This is a genomic window from Nonomuraea fuscirosea, from assembly GCF_003001935.1.
GTDB lineage: Bacteria > Actinomycetota > Actinomycetes > Streptosporangiales > Streptosporangiaceae > Nonomuraea > Nonomuraea fuscirosea.
Genome location: NZ_PVNG01000007.1, coordinates 271792 through 287884, shown reverse-complemented (window position 1 = coordinate 287884; position 16093 = coordinate 271792). Strand labels below are relative to the sequence as shown.

12 protein-coding genes are annotated in these 16093 nt (G+C 70.8%); 6 read left to right on the top strand and 6 right to left on the bottom strand.

From position 1 onward, the window contains the following. Positions 1 to 23 precede the first annotated feature (23 nt). Positions 24 to 1799 (bottom strand): ABC transporter ATP-binding protein, encoded by a 1776-nt coding sequence (locus tag B0I32_RS18650; protein ID WP_106240791.1) that lies wholly within the window; start codon positions 1797 to 1799, stop codon positions 24 to 26. A 310-nt stretch (positions 1800 to 2109) separates the two neighbouring features. Further along, positions 2110 to 3798, bottom strand: coding sequence for an ABC transporter ATP-binding protein (locus B0I32_RS18645; protein WP_106240788.1), 1689 nt, complete (start codon positions 3796 to 3798; stop codon positions 2110 to 2112). A 142-nt stretch (positions 3799 to 3940) separates the two neighbouring features. On the opposite strand from B0I32_RS18645, the gene B0I32_RS18640 reads away from it, so the two are divergent. From B0I32_RS18640 to B0I32_RS18615, 6 genes are all read left to right on the top strand, one after another. After that, a complete protein-coding gene (locus B0I32_RS18640; protein ID WP_106240786.1) occupies positions 3941 to 7447 on the top strand; it encodes a nitrate reductase subunit alpha in 3507 nt (1168 codons plus the stop codon). Between the two features lie 5 nt (positions 7448 to 7452). Beyond that, the gene (narH, locus tag B0I32_RS18635) at positions 7453 to 9045 is read left to right on the top strand and encodes a nitrate reductase subunit beta (protein ID WP_181307548.1); all 1593 of its coding nucleotides are present in this window, start codon (positions 7453 to 7455) and stop codon (positions 9043 to 9045) included. Beyond that, positions 9042 to 9596 carry a nitrate reductase molybdenum cofactor assembly chaperone gene (gene narJ, locus B0I32_RS18630; protein ID WP_106240780.1) on the top strand — a complete coding sequence of 185 codons (555 nt, stop codon included), beginning with the start codon at positions 9042 to 9044 and terminating at the stop codon, positions 9594 to 9596. The genes narH and narJ overlap by 4 nt, the downstream gene beginning before the upstream one ends. Then, positions 9593 to 10324 (top strand): respiratory nitrate reductase subunit gamma, encoded by a 732-nt coding sequence (gene narI / locus B0I32_RS18625; protein ID WP_106240778.1) that lies wholly within the window; start codon positions 9593 to 9595, stop codon positions 10322 to 10324. Before narJ ends, narI begins: the two co-directional genes overlap by 4 nt. Next, a complete protein-coding gene (locus tag B0I32_RS18620) occupies positions 10321 to 10941 on the top strand; it encodes a phosphotransferase (protein WP_106240775.1) in 621 nt (206 codons plus the stop codon). The genes narI and B0I32_RS18620 overlap by 4 nt, the downstream gene beginning before the upstream one ends. 114 nt (positions 10942 to 11055) lie before the next feature. After that, positions 11056 to 11859 carry an SDR family oxidoreductase gene (locus B0I32_RS18615; protein WP_106240774.1) on the top strand — a complete coding sequence of 268 codons (804 nt, stop codon included), beginning with the start codon at positions 11056 to 11058 and terminating at the stop codon, positions 11857 to 11859. 86 nt (positions 11860 to 11945) lie between these two features. On the opposite strand, the gene B0I32_RS18610 is transcribed toward B0I32_RS18615, so the two are convergent. The 4 genes from B0I32_RS18610 to B0I32_RS18595 form a co-directional block, all read right to left on the bottom strand. Next, positions 11946 to 12617 carry a phosphotransferase gene (locus B0I32_RS18610; RefSeq protein WP_106240771.1) on the bottom strand — a complete coding sequence of 224 codons (672 nt, stop codon included), beginning with the start codon at positions 12615 to 12617 and terminating at the stop codon, positions 11946 to 11948. A gap of 66 nt (positions 12618 to 12683) precedes the next feature. Continuing rightward, positions 12684 to 13100 carry a DUF305 domain-containing protein gene (locus B0I32_RS18605; RefSeq protein WP_181307524.1) on the bottom strand — a complete coding sequence of 139 codons (417 nt, stop codon included), beginning with the start codon at positions 13098 to 13100 and terminating at the stop codon, positions 12684 to 12686. 357 nt (positions 13101 to 13457) lie between these two features. Beyond that, positions 13458 to 14303, bottom strand: a complete 846-nt coding sequence (locus tag B0I32_RS18600; protein ID WP_106240767.1) for a DUF1996 domain-containing protein — start codon at positions 14301 to 14303, stop codon at positions 13458 to 13460. A 575-nt stretch (positions 14304 to 14878) separates the two neighbouring features. Beyond that, positions 14879 to 16066: an RtcB family protein gene (locus B0I32_RS18595; RefSeq protein ID WP_106240765.1), complete on the bottom strand. Its 1188-nt coding sequence runs from the start codon at positions 16064 to 16066 to the stop codon at positions 14879 to 14881. Positions 16067 to 16093: the final 27 nt, after the last annotated feature.

Sequence of the window (16093 nt, the reverse complement as noted above, 5' to 3'; positions counted from 1 at the left end):
CGACGCCCGCGTGCCCGTTCGGGTCAGGAAGGGGAGGCGCTCGTGGTGGGAGTGGGAGTGGGAGTGCCGTGCCAGCTGCTCCACAGGGCCGCGTACGAACCGCCTTCCGCCACCAGCTCCTCGTGCGATCCAAGCTCGATGATCCGCCCGTCCTCCACCACGGCTACCCGGTCGGCGTCATGAGCCGTGTAGAGGCGGTGGGCGATGGCGATCACCGTGCGGCCGTCCAGGACGGCGGCCAGCGAGCGTTCGAGGTTTCTGGCCGCCCTGGGGTCGATGAGGGAGGTCGCCTCGTCCAGGACGAGGGTGTGCGGGTCGGCGAGGACGAGGCGGGCGAGGGCGAGTTGCTGAGCCTGGGCGGCCGAGACGGCGACGCCGCCGGAGCCGACCTCGGTGTCCAGGCCGGACGGCAGTGCGAGCACCCAGTCGAGGGCGTCGACCGCCTCCAGGGCCTTGAGGACGGCGGTGTCGGCGGCGTCGGGGCGGGCGATGAGCAGGTTGTCGCGCATCGTGCCCTTGAACACGTGGTGTTCCTGGGTGACGAGGGCGACGTGCCCGCGCAGGTCGTTCAGGGGCAGCTCGACGAGCGGCACCCCGCCCACGGTGACCGATCCGGTGCGCGGCCCGTGGATGCCGGCCAGCAGCCGGCCGAGGGTGGACTTGCCGGCCCCGGAAGGCCCCACCATGGCCAGCCGCTCGCCGGGCTGGACGGTCAGGGAGACGTCGTGCAGCACGTCGCGGCCCGCGCGGTAGGCGTACCGGACGGAGGAGGCCTCAAGCAGTTCGCCGGCGGGCCGGGCCGTGGAGGGGACGCGGTCGTCGGGTACGTTGGCGACGCCCAGCAGACGCGCCATGGAGGCGCCGCCGACCTGCAGTTCGTCGATCCACATGAGGAAGCGGTCGAGTGGGTCGACGAGTTGCTGGGCGTAGAGGGTAGCGGTGGTGACTTGGGCCAGCGTCACCCAGGAGTTGGTGTAGAACAGCCCCCCGACCAGCAGCGCCGTCACCATGGGGATGACGTAACCGAGCTCGACGGCGGGATACCAGCGGGTGCGCAGCCCCAGCGTGTACCGCTCGGCCGCGAACGACCGCGCGACGTCCCGGTCGGTGCGCACCCGCCGCCGCTCGCGCAGGCCGAGGGCCTCCACGGCGCGGGCGCCTTCGATGGTCTCGGCCAGGCCCTCGGTGATGTCGGCGTAGGCGGCGTTCTCGCGGAGGTAGCCGTCGCGCGCCCGCCGCAGGTACCACCGGGTGGAGGCGGCGATCACCGGGCCGGCGAGGAGCATGGGCAGCATGAGCAGGGGGCTGGTCAGCAGCACCGCGCCGATGGTGATCACGAAGGTGACCACGGCGATCAGCGTCTCGGGCACGGCGTGGCGCACGGTGCGCGAGAGGGAGTCGACGTCGCGGGAGGTGCGGGTGATGAGGTCGCCGGATCCGGCCCGTTCGACGGTGGACAGGGGCAGGGCGAGCACCCGGTCCACGAACTCCTCGCGCAGCTCGGCCAGCACCTTCTCGCCGAGCTTGGCCGAGGCCAGCACCGCGTACCGGACGAGGATGCCCTGGAGCAGCAGGAACGCCCCGATGGCGGCGGCCACGACGGCGACGTTCACCTCGTGGCCGTACTGGAGGTTCTGCACCAGCTCGCCCAGCTGCCACGGCACCAGCAGCCCGGCGACGGCGGCCAGGCCGTGCAGGAGCAGGGCGAGGCTGAGCCGGCGCGGATATTTCAGGGTGAGCCGCCTGGCGTAGGCGCGCACCTGCTTCCGGTCGGCGACCGGCAGGATCTCACGGGACATCGATCTCAGCCCTTCGCCAGCAGGAGGAGGTGGGTTTGTGCGGGGCAGCGATCGGAGACCTTCGCTGGAGGTGGGCATGCGCGGGCCATCGATCTCGGCCCTTCGCCGACCGGGAGTGGGCTCGTGCGGGGCAGCGATCCAACACCCTCGCGGAAGGTGAGCATGCGCAGCGATCGGTCCGAGACCCACTCGCGGGACGTGGACACGCGCAGGGTATCGACCTCGGCCCTTCGCCGACCGGAGGTGGGCTGGTGCGGGGCAGCGGTCTCGGCTCTCTGCCGGCTGGAGGTGGGCTGGTGTGGGGCATGGGTCAGTCCTCTCCGCGCGTTACGGTGGCCGCGTATTGCGGGGAGGTGTCCAGGAGTTGGCGGTGGGTGCCCTCGGCCAGGACGCGTCCGTCCTCGACGTAGATGACGTGTTCGGCGCGGTCGAGGACCAGAGGGCTGGTTGTGCAGATCATGGTGGTGCGGCCGGCTCGGGCCTTGGCCAGGCGGTCGGCGATGCGGGCTTCGCTGTGGGCGTCGACGGCGCTGGTCGGCTCGACCAGGATGAGCACCTCGGGGTCGGACAGCAGTGCCCTGGCCAGCCGCAGCCGTTGCTGCTGCCCGCCGGAGAACTCGCGCCCGGCCTCGGCCACCTCGGCGTCGAGTCCTTCGGGCAGGGCGTCGACGATGTCGGTGGCGCAGGCGGCGTGGAGGGCCGCGCGTACCTCGTCGTCGTCGGCCCCGCCGCGTACGTCGAGCTCGTCGCGGAGCCGGCCGTTGAACAGCCGGGCGCCGTTGTCGGCGACCAGGATCCGGGAGCGGACCTGGTCGATGGGCAGGGTGCGCAGCTCGACCGCGCCGAACGTGACGTCGCCCTCGGCGTAGCGGCCGAGCCGGTCGGCGATGGCGGCGGCGTCGTCGGGGGTGGAGGCGGCGACGGCGGTGAGCGAGCCGGGTTGGAGCGTTACACCGCTGTAGGAGTCGCGCAGCACGCCGCCCTCACTGCTGCCGGTGCCGCCGGTCATCTCGGGCTCGATGGACAGGATGCGGATCACCCGCCCGGCCGCGACGTGCCCTTTGGTGATCTTGTCGGCGGCCTCGGTGAACGTGCGCATGGGCCCGATGAGGAACACCGCGTACAGGTAGAACGCGACGAGTTGCCCGGTGGGGATCTCGCCGGCGACGGCGAAGGTGGCGCCGATGCCGGTGACGAGCGCGATGAGCAGCCCGGGCAGGACGATCTGGGCGCCTTCGAGCACCGACTCGATCCCGGCGACGCGTACGCCGGCGTGCCGCACCCGCTGCGACTCGGCGCGGTAGCGCTCGGCGAAGACCTGCTCCCCGCCGATGCCGCGCAGCACCCGCAGCCCGGCCACGATGTCGGCGGCTCTGGTGGACAGCTCGCCGGACAGCTCACGCTGGACCCGCTGGCGTTTGTGCATCGGGCGCAGCAGCGGCCCGACGGCCACGGCCATGAGCGGCACCCCGAACAGCACGAGCAGCCCCAGCGGCAGCGAGGTGGAGATGAGGATCACGGTGACGGTGACGACGGCCACGACCGAGCCGACGCCGCGCAGCAGGATGTCCATGGAGCTGCCGATGTGGGCGATGTCGGAGTTGCCGACGCTGACGACCTCGCCGGTCGAGAGCCGCTTCGGCAGTGTGGCGCCGAGCCTGGCGGCGTGTCCGCTGGTCAGCTGGACGGTGCGGTAGGCGGCGGCGAGCCAGTTGTAGACGGCCATCCGGTGCCGCATGATCCCGGTGAACGCCTGCAGCAGCCCGAGCCCGAGCAGGATCGACGCCCACATGAGCAGCGCCCTGGTGTCCTTGGCCGTGACGGCCTCGATGCCCTTCCCGAGCACGGCCGGCATGAGCGCCTGCACCAGCCACCAGAGGGTGGCGAAGCCGATGCCCGCGAGCAGCTGTGGCATCTGCCGTCGCGCGTTCCACCACAGGTAGCGGAGCGGGCTGCGTAGATCGGGCACGCCGGGATCGGCCTCAGGAAGGGAGCGCATAGCCTGACCACCTTGACAAGGTGCCCCCTCTTCCGGCAAACCATTTTCGCAAGGTGGAACGACCCCCCGAGCGCCGAACTTTACGAAGCCAGAACATGCACCCTGTGTAACGGAGAGTCACTTTCTGTGATGAAGTGGGGGTGTGAGCGCCGAAGATCTCCTGCTGAAGACGGGCCGCTTCCTACGCCGTTCGGCCACCGGCCGTGACCTGCACACGCTCTTCCTCAAGGGCGGCACGGAAGGCGACGCCTTCTACCGTGACCGCTGGAGCCACGACAAGGTGGTCCGCTCGACGCACGGCGTGAACTGCACGGGTTCGTGCTCGTGGAAGGTGTACGTCAAGGACGGCATCATCACGTGGGAGACCCAGGAGACCGACTACCCCGGCGTCGGCCCCGACCGCCCCGAGTACGAGCCGCGCGGCTGCCCACGTGGCGCCGCCTTCTCCTGGTACACCTACTCGCCGACCCGGATCCGCTATCCGTACGCCAGGGGTGTCCTGGTCGAGATGTACGCGGAGGCGAAGGAACGCCTGGGCGACCCGGTGGCCGCCTGGGCCGAGATCACCACGAATCCGGAGCAGCGGCGCCGCTATCAGAGCGCCCGGGGCCGGGGCGGCCTCGTCCGGGTGAGCTGGGACCTGGCCACGGAGCTGGTCGCCGCCGCCCACGTGCACACCATCAAGACCTACGGCCCCGACCGCGTCGCCGGCTTCTCCCCCATCCCGGCCATGTCGATGGTCTCCCAGGCGGTCGGCTCCCGGTTCGTGTCCCTGATCGGCGGCACCATGCTGTCCTTCTACGACTGGTACGCCGACCTCCCGGTGGCCTCGCCGCAGGTGTTCGGCGACCAGACGGACGTGCCGGAGTCGGCCGACTGGTGGGACGCGGCGTACCTGATGCTGTGGGGCTCGAACGTGCCGGTCACCCGCACGCCCGACGCGCACTGGATGGCCGAGGCGCGCTATCGCGGCCAGAAGGTCGTGGTGGTCTCGCCCGACTACAACGACGCGGCCAAGTTCGCCGACGAGTTCCTGGCCGTGCGGCCGGGCACGGACGGCGCGCTCGCGATGGCGATGGGTCATGTGCTGCTGAAGGAGTTCTTCGTCGACCGGGACACCCCGCCTTTCACCGACTACGTCAGGCGCTTCACCGACCTGCCGTTCCTGGTCACGCTGGAGCGGCGCGGCGACGCGTACGTGCCGGGCCGGTTCCTCTCCGCCGAGGACCTCGGGTCGGAGGAGGAGGCGGCCGGGTGGAAGACGGTGTTCCTGGCCGAGTCCGGCGAGCCGGTGGTGCCGAACGGCTCGGCCGGCTTCCGCTGGACCGACTCGGGCGAGGGCCGCTGGAACCTCGACCTCGATCACCAGCCGAAACTCACCCTGTACGACTCCCAACCCCCTCCGGAGTGCGCCGAGGTCCTGCTGCCCCGCTTCGACGGCGGCCGTCCGCTACGCAGGGGCGTCCCCACAAAGCAGGTGGCCGGGCGTACGGTCACGACCGTCTACGACCTGCTTCTCGCCCAGTACGGCGTGCCCCGCCCGGGCCTCCCGGGCACCTGGCCGACCGGCTACGACGACGCGAGCGAGCCCTACACCCCCGCCTGGCAGGAGCCCATCACCGGCGTCCCGGCCGCACGAGCGGAGAAGATCGTCAGGGAGTTCGCCAGGACGGCCGAGGCCACCGGCGGCAGGTGCATGTTCATCCTGGGCGCGGGCACCACCCAGTGGTTCCACGGCGACACGACCTACCGCGCCTTCCTGTCGCTGCTGCTCCTGACCGGCTGCCAGGGCCGCAACGGCGGCGGCTGGGCCCATTACGTGGGCCAGGAGAAGTGCCGCCCGCAGGCCGGCTGGGCGCTGCTGGCGGGCGCGCTCGACTGGCAGCGCCCGCCGCGCCAGGTCCCGGGCGCCCTGTTCTGGTACCTGCACACCGATCAATGGCGGTATGACCACTTCGACGCCGGTGAGCTGACCAGCCCGCTGGCCACGGGACTGTTTCGCGGCAAGCGTACGTCCGACCTGGTGACGGAGGCCGTACGCAACGGCTGGATGCCGATGGCGCCCGCGTTCGACCGCAATCCGCTGGAACTGGGCGAGGCCGAGGATCCGGTCGCGCACACCCGGGCGGAGCTCGCGGCGGGCCGGCTGAGGCTCGCCGCCGAGACCCCCGACGACCCGCGCAACTGGCCCCGAGTGCTGACCCTCTGGCGCTCGAACCTCCTGGGCTCCTCCGCCAAGGGCAGCGAGTACTTCCTGCACCATCTCCTCGGCGCGACGTCCAACCTGGAGCACCCCGACCCGCGCGCCCCCGCGGGCAAGCTGGACCTGCTGCTGACCCTCGACTTCAGGATGACCTCCTCGACGATCTTCTCGGACGTGGTGCTGCCGGCCGCCACCTGGTACGAGAAGCACGATCTGTCCTCGACCGACATGCACCCGTTCGTGCACGCGTTCAACCCGGCCATCAGCCCGCCCTGGCAGACCCGCACCGACTTCGCCGCCTTCCACGCCATCGCCCGTTCCTTCAGCGCCCTGGCCAAGGACCATTTGGGCGTGCGCAGGGACGTGGTGGCGCTGGCGCACCAGCACGACACCCCCGGCGAGCTGGCCGGACGCGGTCAGCCCGAGCTCGCGGTGGTCGAGCGCGACTACGGCGCGGTCGCGGAGAAACTGGCCGCCCTGGGGCCGCTGACGGAGAAGCTGGGCATCCCGGTCAAGGGTGTGACGTTCCGGCCCGACGAGGAGGTGACCTGGCTGGGCGAGCGCTGCGGCCTGGTGCCGCGCGGCGTGGCCAAGGGGCGGCCGGAGCTGGACACCGAGGCCAAGGCGTGCGAGGCGATCCTCGCCCTGTCGGGTGTGAGCAACGGCCGCCTGGCCGCGCAGGGCTTCCGCCAGCTCGCCCGGCGCACCGGGCGGAGCTTCGAGGGCCTGGCCGCCGAGGGGCACCGGATCGTCTTCGCCGACACCCAGGCCAGACCGGTCCCGGTCGCCGCCAGCCCCGAGTGGTCGGGCAAGGAGTCGCACGACCGCCGCTACGCGCCGTTCACGATCAACGTCGAGAACGGCAAGCCGTGGCACACGCTGACCGGGCGCATGCACTTCTTCCTCGATCACGAGTGGATGCACGAGTACGGCGAGGCGCTGCCGATCTACCGGCCGCCGCTGGACCTGGCCGCGTTGTACGGCGAGAGCGGCACCTTGCGCTACCTGACCCCGCACAGCAAGTGGTCGATCCACTCCGAATACCAGGACAACCTGCTCATGCTGTCGCTGTCCAGAGGCGGCCCGACGATCTGGATGTCCACCGAGGACGCCGCCGACCTGGGGATCGCCGACAACGACTGGGTGGAGGCGGTCAACCGCAACGGCGTGGTCGTGGCCAGGGCGATCGTCTCCCACCGGATGCCGAAGGGCACCGTCTTCATGTACCACGCCCAGGACCGGCTGATCGACGTGCCGAAGTCGGAGGCCACGGGCCTGCGCGGCGGCGTGCACAACGCGCTGACGCGGGTGCTGATCAAGCCGACGCATCTGATCGGCGGGCACGCCCAGCTCTCGTACGGCTTCAACTACCTCGGCCCAACGGGCAACCAGCGCGACGAGATCACCACGATCCGGCGCAGATCACAGGAGGTGCGTTACCGGTGAAGGTGATGGCGCAGATCGCCATGGTGATGAACCTCGACAAATGCATCGGCTGCCACACCTGTTCGGTCACCTGCAAGCAGACCTGGACCAACCGGCCTGGCGTCGAGTACGTCTGGTTCAACAACGTCGAGACCCGCCCCGGCCAGGGTTATCCCCGCCGCTATGAGGACCAGGAGCGCTGGCGCGGCGGCTGGGAGCTGACCCGCGGGGGCAGGCTCAAGCCGAAGGCCGGCGGCCGGCTGCGCAAACTGCTGACCATCTTCGCCAATCCGCTCATGCCCTCCATCGACGACTACTACCAGCCATGGACGTACGACTACCAGAACCTCACCGATGCCCCGCTCTCGGACGACGTGCCCGTGGCGCCGCCCAGGTCGCTGATCACCGGCGACCCGATGAAGATCGAGTGGAGCGCCAACTGGGACGACGACCTCGGCGGCGACCCGAGCCCCGACCCGGTGCTGGCGACGGTGTCGGAGCAGGTCAAGCTGTCGTTCGAGCAGGCGTACATGTTCTACCTGCCGCGCATCTGCGAGCACTGCCTGAACCCGTCGTGCGTGGCCTCCTGCCCGTCCGGCGCCCTGTACAAGCGGGCCGAGGACGGCATCGTGCTGGTGGACCAGGATCGGTGCCGGGGCTGGCGGATGTGCGTGACAGGGTGCCCGTACAAGAAGGTGTACTTCAACCACAAGACCGGCAAGGCCGAGAAGTGCACGTTCTGCTACCCGCGTGTGGAGGTGGGCCTGCCCACGGTCTGCTCCGAGACGTGCGTGGGGCGGCTGCGGTATCTGGGCGTCCTGCTGTACGACGCCGACCGCGTCACGGAGGCGGCCTCGGTGGCGGACGAGCGTGATCTCTACCAGGCCCAGCTCGATCTGTTCGTGGACCCGTACGATCCGGCCGCCGAACGCGCCGGCCTGCCCGCCGACTGGCTGGAGGCCGCGCGCAGATCGCCCATCTACGACCTGATCAAGCGGTATCGGATCGCGCTGCCGCTGCATCCGGAGTACCGGACGCTGCCGATGGTCTGGTACGTCCCGCCGCTCTCCCCCGTCGTGGACGCCCTGTCCACCACCGGGCACGACGGCGAGGACGCCGGCAACCTGTTCGCCGCCATCGACTCGCTGCGCATCCCCGTCGAGTATCTGGCCGGGCTGTTCACCGCGGGCGATCCGGCGCCGGTGACGGCCGCGCTGCGCCGGCTGGCCGCGATGCGGTCGTACATGCGGGCGGTCAACCTCGGGCAGGACCCGGTCCTGCCCGACGTCGGCCTGTCCGAGGAGGAGCTGAACGCGATGTACCGCCTGCTCGCCCTGGCCAAGTACGACGACCGCTACGTGATCCCGACCGCCTACGGCAACGTGCCCGGCGTCGTGGAGGAGGGCGGCTGCAGCCTCGACTACGACGGCGGGCCCGGCATGCAGGGGCCGTTCGGGGAGGCGTCGGGGCGTCCCGTGCCGGTCTCGATCGAGAGCTTCCACGGCCTGAAGGAACGCCAGACCGGCGACGAGATCACCCAGGACCGGATCAACCTGCTCAACTGGGACGGCCGCGGCGCCCCGGCCGGACTTTTCCCGCGAAGGAAGGGCAAGTCATGAACCCCGCCGTCGTCTGGCAGGCCGCCGCCCATCTGCTCGCCTATCCGGACGAGCGCTTCTGGCGCCGCCTGCCGCTCATCAGGGAGGCCGCGGAGCCGCAGTTCGCCCCGTTCCTGGCGCTGGCCGCGGAACTGGGTCCCGGCGAGCTGGCCGCCCACTACGTGGACACGTTCGACCTGCAGCGGCGCTGCTGCCTCTACCTGACCTACTACACCGACGGCGACACCCGCCGCCGCGGCGAGTCGCTGGCCGCGCTGAAGCGCCGCTACCGGCTGGCGGGCTGGGAGCTGATGGAGGACGAACTGCCCGACTTCCTGCCGGTGCTGCTGGAGTTCGCCGCGCTGGACGAGTTGGGGGCCGCGCTGCTCAACGAGCACCGGGCTGGGCTGGAGCTCCTGCTCACCGCCCTGCGCGAACGCGACTCGCCGTACCGGCACGTGCTCGGCGCGGTGTGCGCGGCGCTGCCGCCGATCGGGGCCGCCGACCGGGCGCGGGCCGCCCGGCTGGCCGCGTCAGGGCCGCCGGCCGAGAGCGTGGGAGGTTACCGGTGAGCTGGGGCGAGAGCATGTTGTGGACGGTCGCGCCGTACGTCACCCTGGTGGTCTTCGTCGGCGGGCTGATCTGGCGGCACAAGTACGACAAGTTCGGCTGGACCACCCGCTCCTCCCAGCTCTACGAGAGCCCGCTGCTGCGGGTGGCCGCCCCACTGTTCCACTACGGGCTGCTGTTCGTGATCGTCGGCCACGTGACCGGCCTGGTCGTCCCGCTCGCCTGGACCGGCGCCGTCGGCGTGTCCAACGAGGCGTACCACGCCAACGCGCTCATCTGGGGCGGCCTGGCGGGTCTGGCCACCCTGGCCGGGCTGGTCCTGCTGATCTACCGCCGCCGCACCAAGGGACCCGTCTTCCTGGCGACCACGGTCAACGACAAGGTCATGTACGTGGTCCTGGCGGCCGCCATCGTCACGGGGACGGTGACCACGATCGCGGGGTTCGTGCCCAGTGAGGTGAGCTATCGGACCACGGTCGCGCCCTGGTTCCGCGGCATCTTCACGCTGCGTCCGGACGTGGTCGCGATGAGCCACGCGAGCGATCTTTACAAGGTGCACACCGTGGTGGGGATGGTGCTGTTTCTCCTTTTCCCGTTCAGCCGCCTGGTGCACGCGCTTTCCGCCCCGCTGGGGTATTTGTTCCGTCCTTACATCGTGTATCGGAGCCGCTCGGATGGCGCGCCGAGGGGCCCGGGAGGCGTGCGGGTACGCCAGAATCGACCCTTGTGAAGCACGGGTACACCAACAGCACATTCGGCGACGGCGCCCTGGTCGTGAAGTGCTACCAGGGTCCCGAAGCGGCGTTTCGGCTGAGCACGGAGAGTCGTTACCTGCGCCGCCTGCGTGGCCGCCTGCCGGTCCCCCGCGTCCATCAGGTCACCTCGACCAGCCTGACCACCCGGTTCGTAGACGGCTCCCACGGCCAGGATCTCATCGACGACGGGCGGGCGGCCGAGGTGTTCGCCGAGTGCGGACGGATGCTGGCCCGTATCCACCGGCTCGGCATCGTCCACGGCGACTACGGCCCGCAGAACATGCTGTTCCACCCGGCCACGATCGAGACGGCCGCGATCCTCGACTGGGAGTGGGCCCATCCCGGCCGGCCGGTCGAGGACCTCGCCTGGCTGGAGTGGATCGTCCGCAGCCACCATCCCGAGCAGGCGCCTCTGCTCCCGCACTTCTTCGCCGCGTACGGCGACGACGTCCCCGGCTGGCCCGACCGCCAGGCGGCCATGGTGGCGCGCTGCCGCGACCTGCTCGACTTCTGCGCCCGCTGGGAGCCGGGCGGCGACGGCGAGAAGCTGTGGCGCGAACGCCTCGACACCACGGCGGCCTGGACGGAGTAGCCGGTCGGCGCTCCTGACGCGTTCCGCCCGGCGGCGTCCTCTCCGGCGGGACTCCTGGCCGAGCGGCCCGCGCCCTTGACGGGTTCTGTCGGTGGCCTTTGCTTGACTACGGGCATGACCAGCCAAGTGATTCTCGTGCTAGGCGCCACCGGCTCCACCGGCCGCCGCGTGGCGGAACAACTACAGGCCGCCGGTCATCGCGTCCGCGCCGCCTCAAGGACCGCTGAGACCCGGTTCGACTGGTCCGATCCCACCACGTGGGAGGCCGCCGTGTCCGGCGTGTCGGCGCTCTACCTGATGGCCCCCGACGGCACCCCGATCGATCCCGCGTTCGTGTCGCTGGCCGTCGAGCAGGGCGTCGAGCGCATCGTGCTGCTGTCCAGCGGCGCCATCGAGACCATGGGCGACGAGCGGCTGCTGGCCGCCGAGCGCACCGTCCGCGACAGCCCGGCCGGGTGGACGATCCTGCGGCCGAGCTGGTTCGACCAGAACTTCGACGAGGGCTTCCTGCGGCCTGCGATCATGGCGGGCGAGCTGGTGCTGCCGATCGGCGACGTCGGGCAGGGCTTCGTCGACGCGGGCGACATCGCCGCCGTCGCCGCCACGGCCCTCACCGAGGACGGCCACGCCGGGCAGACCTACGAGCTCACCGGGCCGCGCTCGCTGCCGTTCGCGGAGGCCGTGGAGATCATCGGCCGGGCGAGCGGCCGCGAGGTGCGCTATCTGGGCGGCGACGAAGACTACATCGCGGCCAACGGGTTCACGGGCGAGTCGATCCAGGCGACCAAGGCGTTCGCCGCCCTGCGCGCCCTCGGCGACCAGCCGGTGACCGAGACGGTGGCCCAGGTGACCGGCCATCCACCGAAGTCCTTCGAGACGTACGCCAAACAGGCCGCCGCCAACGGCGCCTGGCGCTGACCACGACCCGCTCTCTGGCCACGGCACGCGGCGGAACCCCGCGCGGTTGCGGACGCCTGGCGCTCACGGCCCCCAGGCGGATCGGGTCAGGAGGCCAGCTCACGCACCAGCGTCACCGCTTCGCCCAGGAGGTCGATCTCCCGGTCGCTGAGCGTCGGGTTGGCGTTCCGGATCGCCGCCGCCTCGTCCAGAGGATCGCCCACGTCCAGGGCGTCACCCAGCTCGGTCACCAGCGCGGCCAGCGCCCTGCGGGCCTCCTCCGGCGGGCCGATCTCCTCGTCCACGGCCACCTGCGCGATGATCAGCGCCGACAGGGCGCAGTCGAGCGCGGGCGGCCCAGGCCGGGAGTTGGCCCAGTCGATCACCACCGGTCCCTGCGGGGCGAGCATCACGTTGTCCGGATGCAGGTCCAGATGCAGGACGCGATCACCCGGCTCGCCCGGCTCCATGGGCGGGATCTCGTGCAACCGCCGCAGTAACCCCGCCAGTATCCGGCCCACCTGCCCGGCGTCCGCCTTCCCCGCGGCGAACGCCTGCAGCAGGGTCGGCCCTCGCACCAGACTCATCACCAGGTCGGTGGAGCGCCCCTCACCGGGAAAGACCTCGGGGACGGGGTAGCCGTGCTCGGCCACGTACGCCATGACCGCCGACTCCTGCCCGGCGTCGCGGTCGTACCGGTAGCGGCGCAACACCCGCCCGCCGCCGATCGCGTACACGTCGGCACTGCGCCCGACCCCGAGCAACTCCCCGATCCGCATAGGGTCAACCTACGCGCTGACCCCAGCCGCACGCCTCCAGACGAGACAGCCGCACCACAAGCCGATTCATCGGGCGATCCGGTCCAGCTCGGCCAGTTCTTTCGTGTGCTCACCGGCCATCGCCTTCGCCAGCTCCCGCACGCGCGCCGCACCGCCGGCGTCGCGCTCGCCGTTCGCCACCAGCACGAGCTGGTTCAGGTACGCCCGCAGCAACGCGGTGAAGCGCCGTTCGAAGGCGTCGCCATGCAGCCCGTCCAGGGCACGCAGTTCGTCGGCGGTGGGCATGCCGGGCATGTCGTGCAGGGCGTGCGGATTGTCCCCGGTGACCCCGGCCTCGGCGAGCAGCGCACGCAACCGCCCGCGCCCCTTCTCGTGCGCGGTTCCGAGCCGCCGGGCCACCCGGGTGAGCGGCTCACCGGCACGGCCAGGGGCCAGCTCAAGCAGCGGCACGACCCGCCCGTGCAACGCCTCGGCGAGCTGCAACCAGGCCAGATCGGTCGGGCTGAACCCAGCGGCAGCACTCGCACCGGCCGACCCCCCTGAGTCGACCCCGTGAGAGCCGGACGCGTGAGAACCGGACGCCTGAGAATGAGACGCAGCAGGAGCAGACACCACGGCCGGGCCCCGAGCGGAAGCGGAGCAGCCCACGAGGGCAAAGCACGCAACCACCACGACCGACATCAACCCACATCTCAGCACCGAAACCACCCTCAGGCGAAGGGCCCGGGCGGGCGGGAAGGGACGCCCGCCCGGGCAAGATCTACGACGACCGCCTGCCGGCGCCGGATGACCGGCCCAACGACAGACCGCTCGCCGGCGTCGAACACGTGACGACCGGCCCTACGACGGCCGCCCGTCGGCGCCGCACTTGATGACCGGCCTGATGCAGTCACGCACCCGGCGCTCCATCTCCGCGGCCGGCCAGGCGTTGAAGAAGTCGCCGTGCATCGTGAACCCGCCGCCGGAGGCCAGCCGCAGCCGCGAAGGATCGCCGGTCACGGGATACCGGATCACCTGCCGCAGCTTCGGCACCGGCACCGGGTGGCTGCTCGGGCACTGCTGGCCCACCGGGTAGGCCATGTGGCTCTTGTGGTCGGCGGAGTCCAGGTCCCGCCCGTTCCAGCACTGCGGGAAGTCCAGGTACGACTCCAGCATCGTCCCGGACGGGCAGTTCACGAAGTCCTTGGAGGGAGGAACATGCCCGGCGTGCAGGCAGGACCACCGGGAGATCGTCGTGTCGTCGGGCCCGGTCGCCCTGGCGTTGCCGGCCACGATCCGCAGCCCGAGCGGCAGCGGCTGGGTCCTGGCGACGATGTCGTCACGTACGCCCTCGCCGAGGTAGTAGAACGTGATGATGGCCGGCTCCACGGGAGCGTTGTCACGGTAGAGGGTCGGCACCCAGTACGACGACTTGTCCACCGCCGGGTTGCAGTTGGTGGCGCCCTGCTGCAGGTCGGCGAGCTGGGTGTGGGCGTTGGTGACGCGGCTGCCGAAGAAGCTGTGCATGTGCGAGGCCCCGGGCAGCCCGGGGAAGACGATCGGGTCGTCGGGCAGCCGATGGCTGAACGGGCAGTCGGCGAGGAACTCCGCCACCCGTACGGGCTCGGCCGAGGCGGGCCCGGGGGCCACGGCGAACGTGGCGAACAGCACGGACAGCAGGGCGATCAGTCGTGAGAGGGATGACATGGCGGCTCCCTTGATCATGGATAGACCTGTGCGCGATCGACGAGCATCGGCGGCGGCGTTCTCGATGGAGGCGGACTCGCCCGCGAACAGCGGGACGCCACCGGCACGGGCGGGTACCGCGGACGCGCCGGCGATCTGGCGCCCGCTCCAGCAACGAAGGCCGCCAGGCGGCGCAGGGGTGAGCTCACGAGGTCTCCGTCAAACTGGGGGGTTGGTTCGAGGGAGCGCTCCCTGAAAGGAGGGTGCTCGCCTCCCGACCCGCTGTCAAGTCATCGGTTAACCCAACCGAAACCTCTCAGAAGCGGCAGAGCACCTTCCCCGACCACCAGACAACCGCTCTACCAGCGATGACACCTTCCGATCGGCAGCCACCCGCCACACCCGGCCACCGCCAGAAACACCGCCCCAAGCCCCCGCCTTGACTCCCCACCCGAGCGCGCCGCCCTTTTCAGGGAGCGCTCTCTCGCCCCAGGCAGGTCTCTTGCCGAGGACAACGACAAGGGGCCGGTCCGACATAGTCGAACCGGCCCCCGCATGCCTCGATCATCACGCCGCGAAGCTCGCGGCGATCCCGCTCAGCCCTTGATGCAGATGAGCTGGCGGAGGTGGGCGACGACCTGGACCAGGTCCGTCTGGGCCGCCATCACCGACTCCAGGTCCTTGTAGGCCCCCGGGATCTCGTCGATGACCCCCGCGTCCTTGCGGCACTCCACGCCCGCCGTCTGCTCCTGCAGGTCCTTGACGGTGAACGTCTTCTTCGCCTTGTTCCTGCTCATCTTCCGCCCCGCCCCGTGCGAGGCGGAGTTGAAGGCGGCGCTGTTGCCCAGGCCCTTGACGATGTAGGTGCCGGTGGCCATCGAGCCCGGGATGATGCCCAGGTCGCCGGAGCCGGCCCGGATCGCGCCCTTTCTGGTGACGAGCACGTCCACGCCGTCGTACCGCTCCTCGGCCACGTAGTTGTGGTGGCAGGAGATGGGCTGCTCGAACGTGATGTTCGGCAGGTGGCGGCGCAGCACGTCGCAGACCAGGCCCATCATGAGCGAACGGTTGCGCCGCGCGTAGTCCTGGGCCCAGAACAGGTCGCGGCGGTAGGCGTCCATCTCCGGGGTGCGGCCGAGGAAGACCGCCAGGTCGCGGTCCACCAGGCCCTGGTTGTGCGAGAGGCCGCGGGCCACCCCGATGTGGTGCTCCGCCAGCTCCTTGCCGATGTTGCGCGAGCCCGAGTGCAGCACGACCCATACCCAGCCCTCGTCGTCGGCGCACACCTCCAGGAAGTGGTTGCCGCCGCCGAGCGTGCCCATCTGCACCTCGGCGCGCTCGCGCCGCGCGTGCACGGCCGGCGCGAGGTCGTCGAAGTCCTTCCAGAACTCCGCCCACCCGGCCGTCTTCATCCCGTGCACGTTGCCCGGATCGACCGGCCGCTTGTGGTGGCCGAACCCGACCGGCACCGCCTGCTCCAACTTCCCGCGCAGGTAGGCCAGGTTGTCGGGGAGCTGCGAGTCCTTGTACGTGGTCTTCACCGCGGTCATCCCGCAGCCGATGTCCACGCCGACCGCCGCCGGCGAGACCGCGCCCTTCATCGCGATGACCGAGCCCACCGTCGCGCCCTTGCCGTGGTGCACGTCCGGCATGACGGCGACACCGTGGACCCACTCGAGGTTCGCCACGTTACGCAGTTGCTGCATCGCCTGCGGATCGACCGTCTCGGGCTCCGCCCACATGCGCAGCGGCCTCCTGGTTCCGGTCACCTCGTTGTACGTCATCTCCGTATCGCCTCCTTCCGGTCGCAG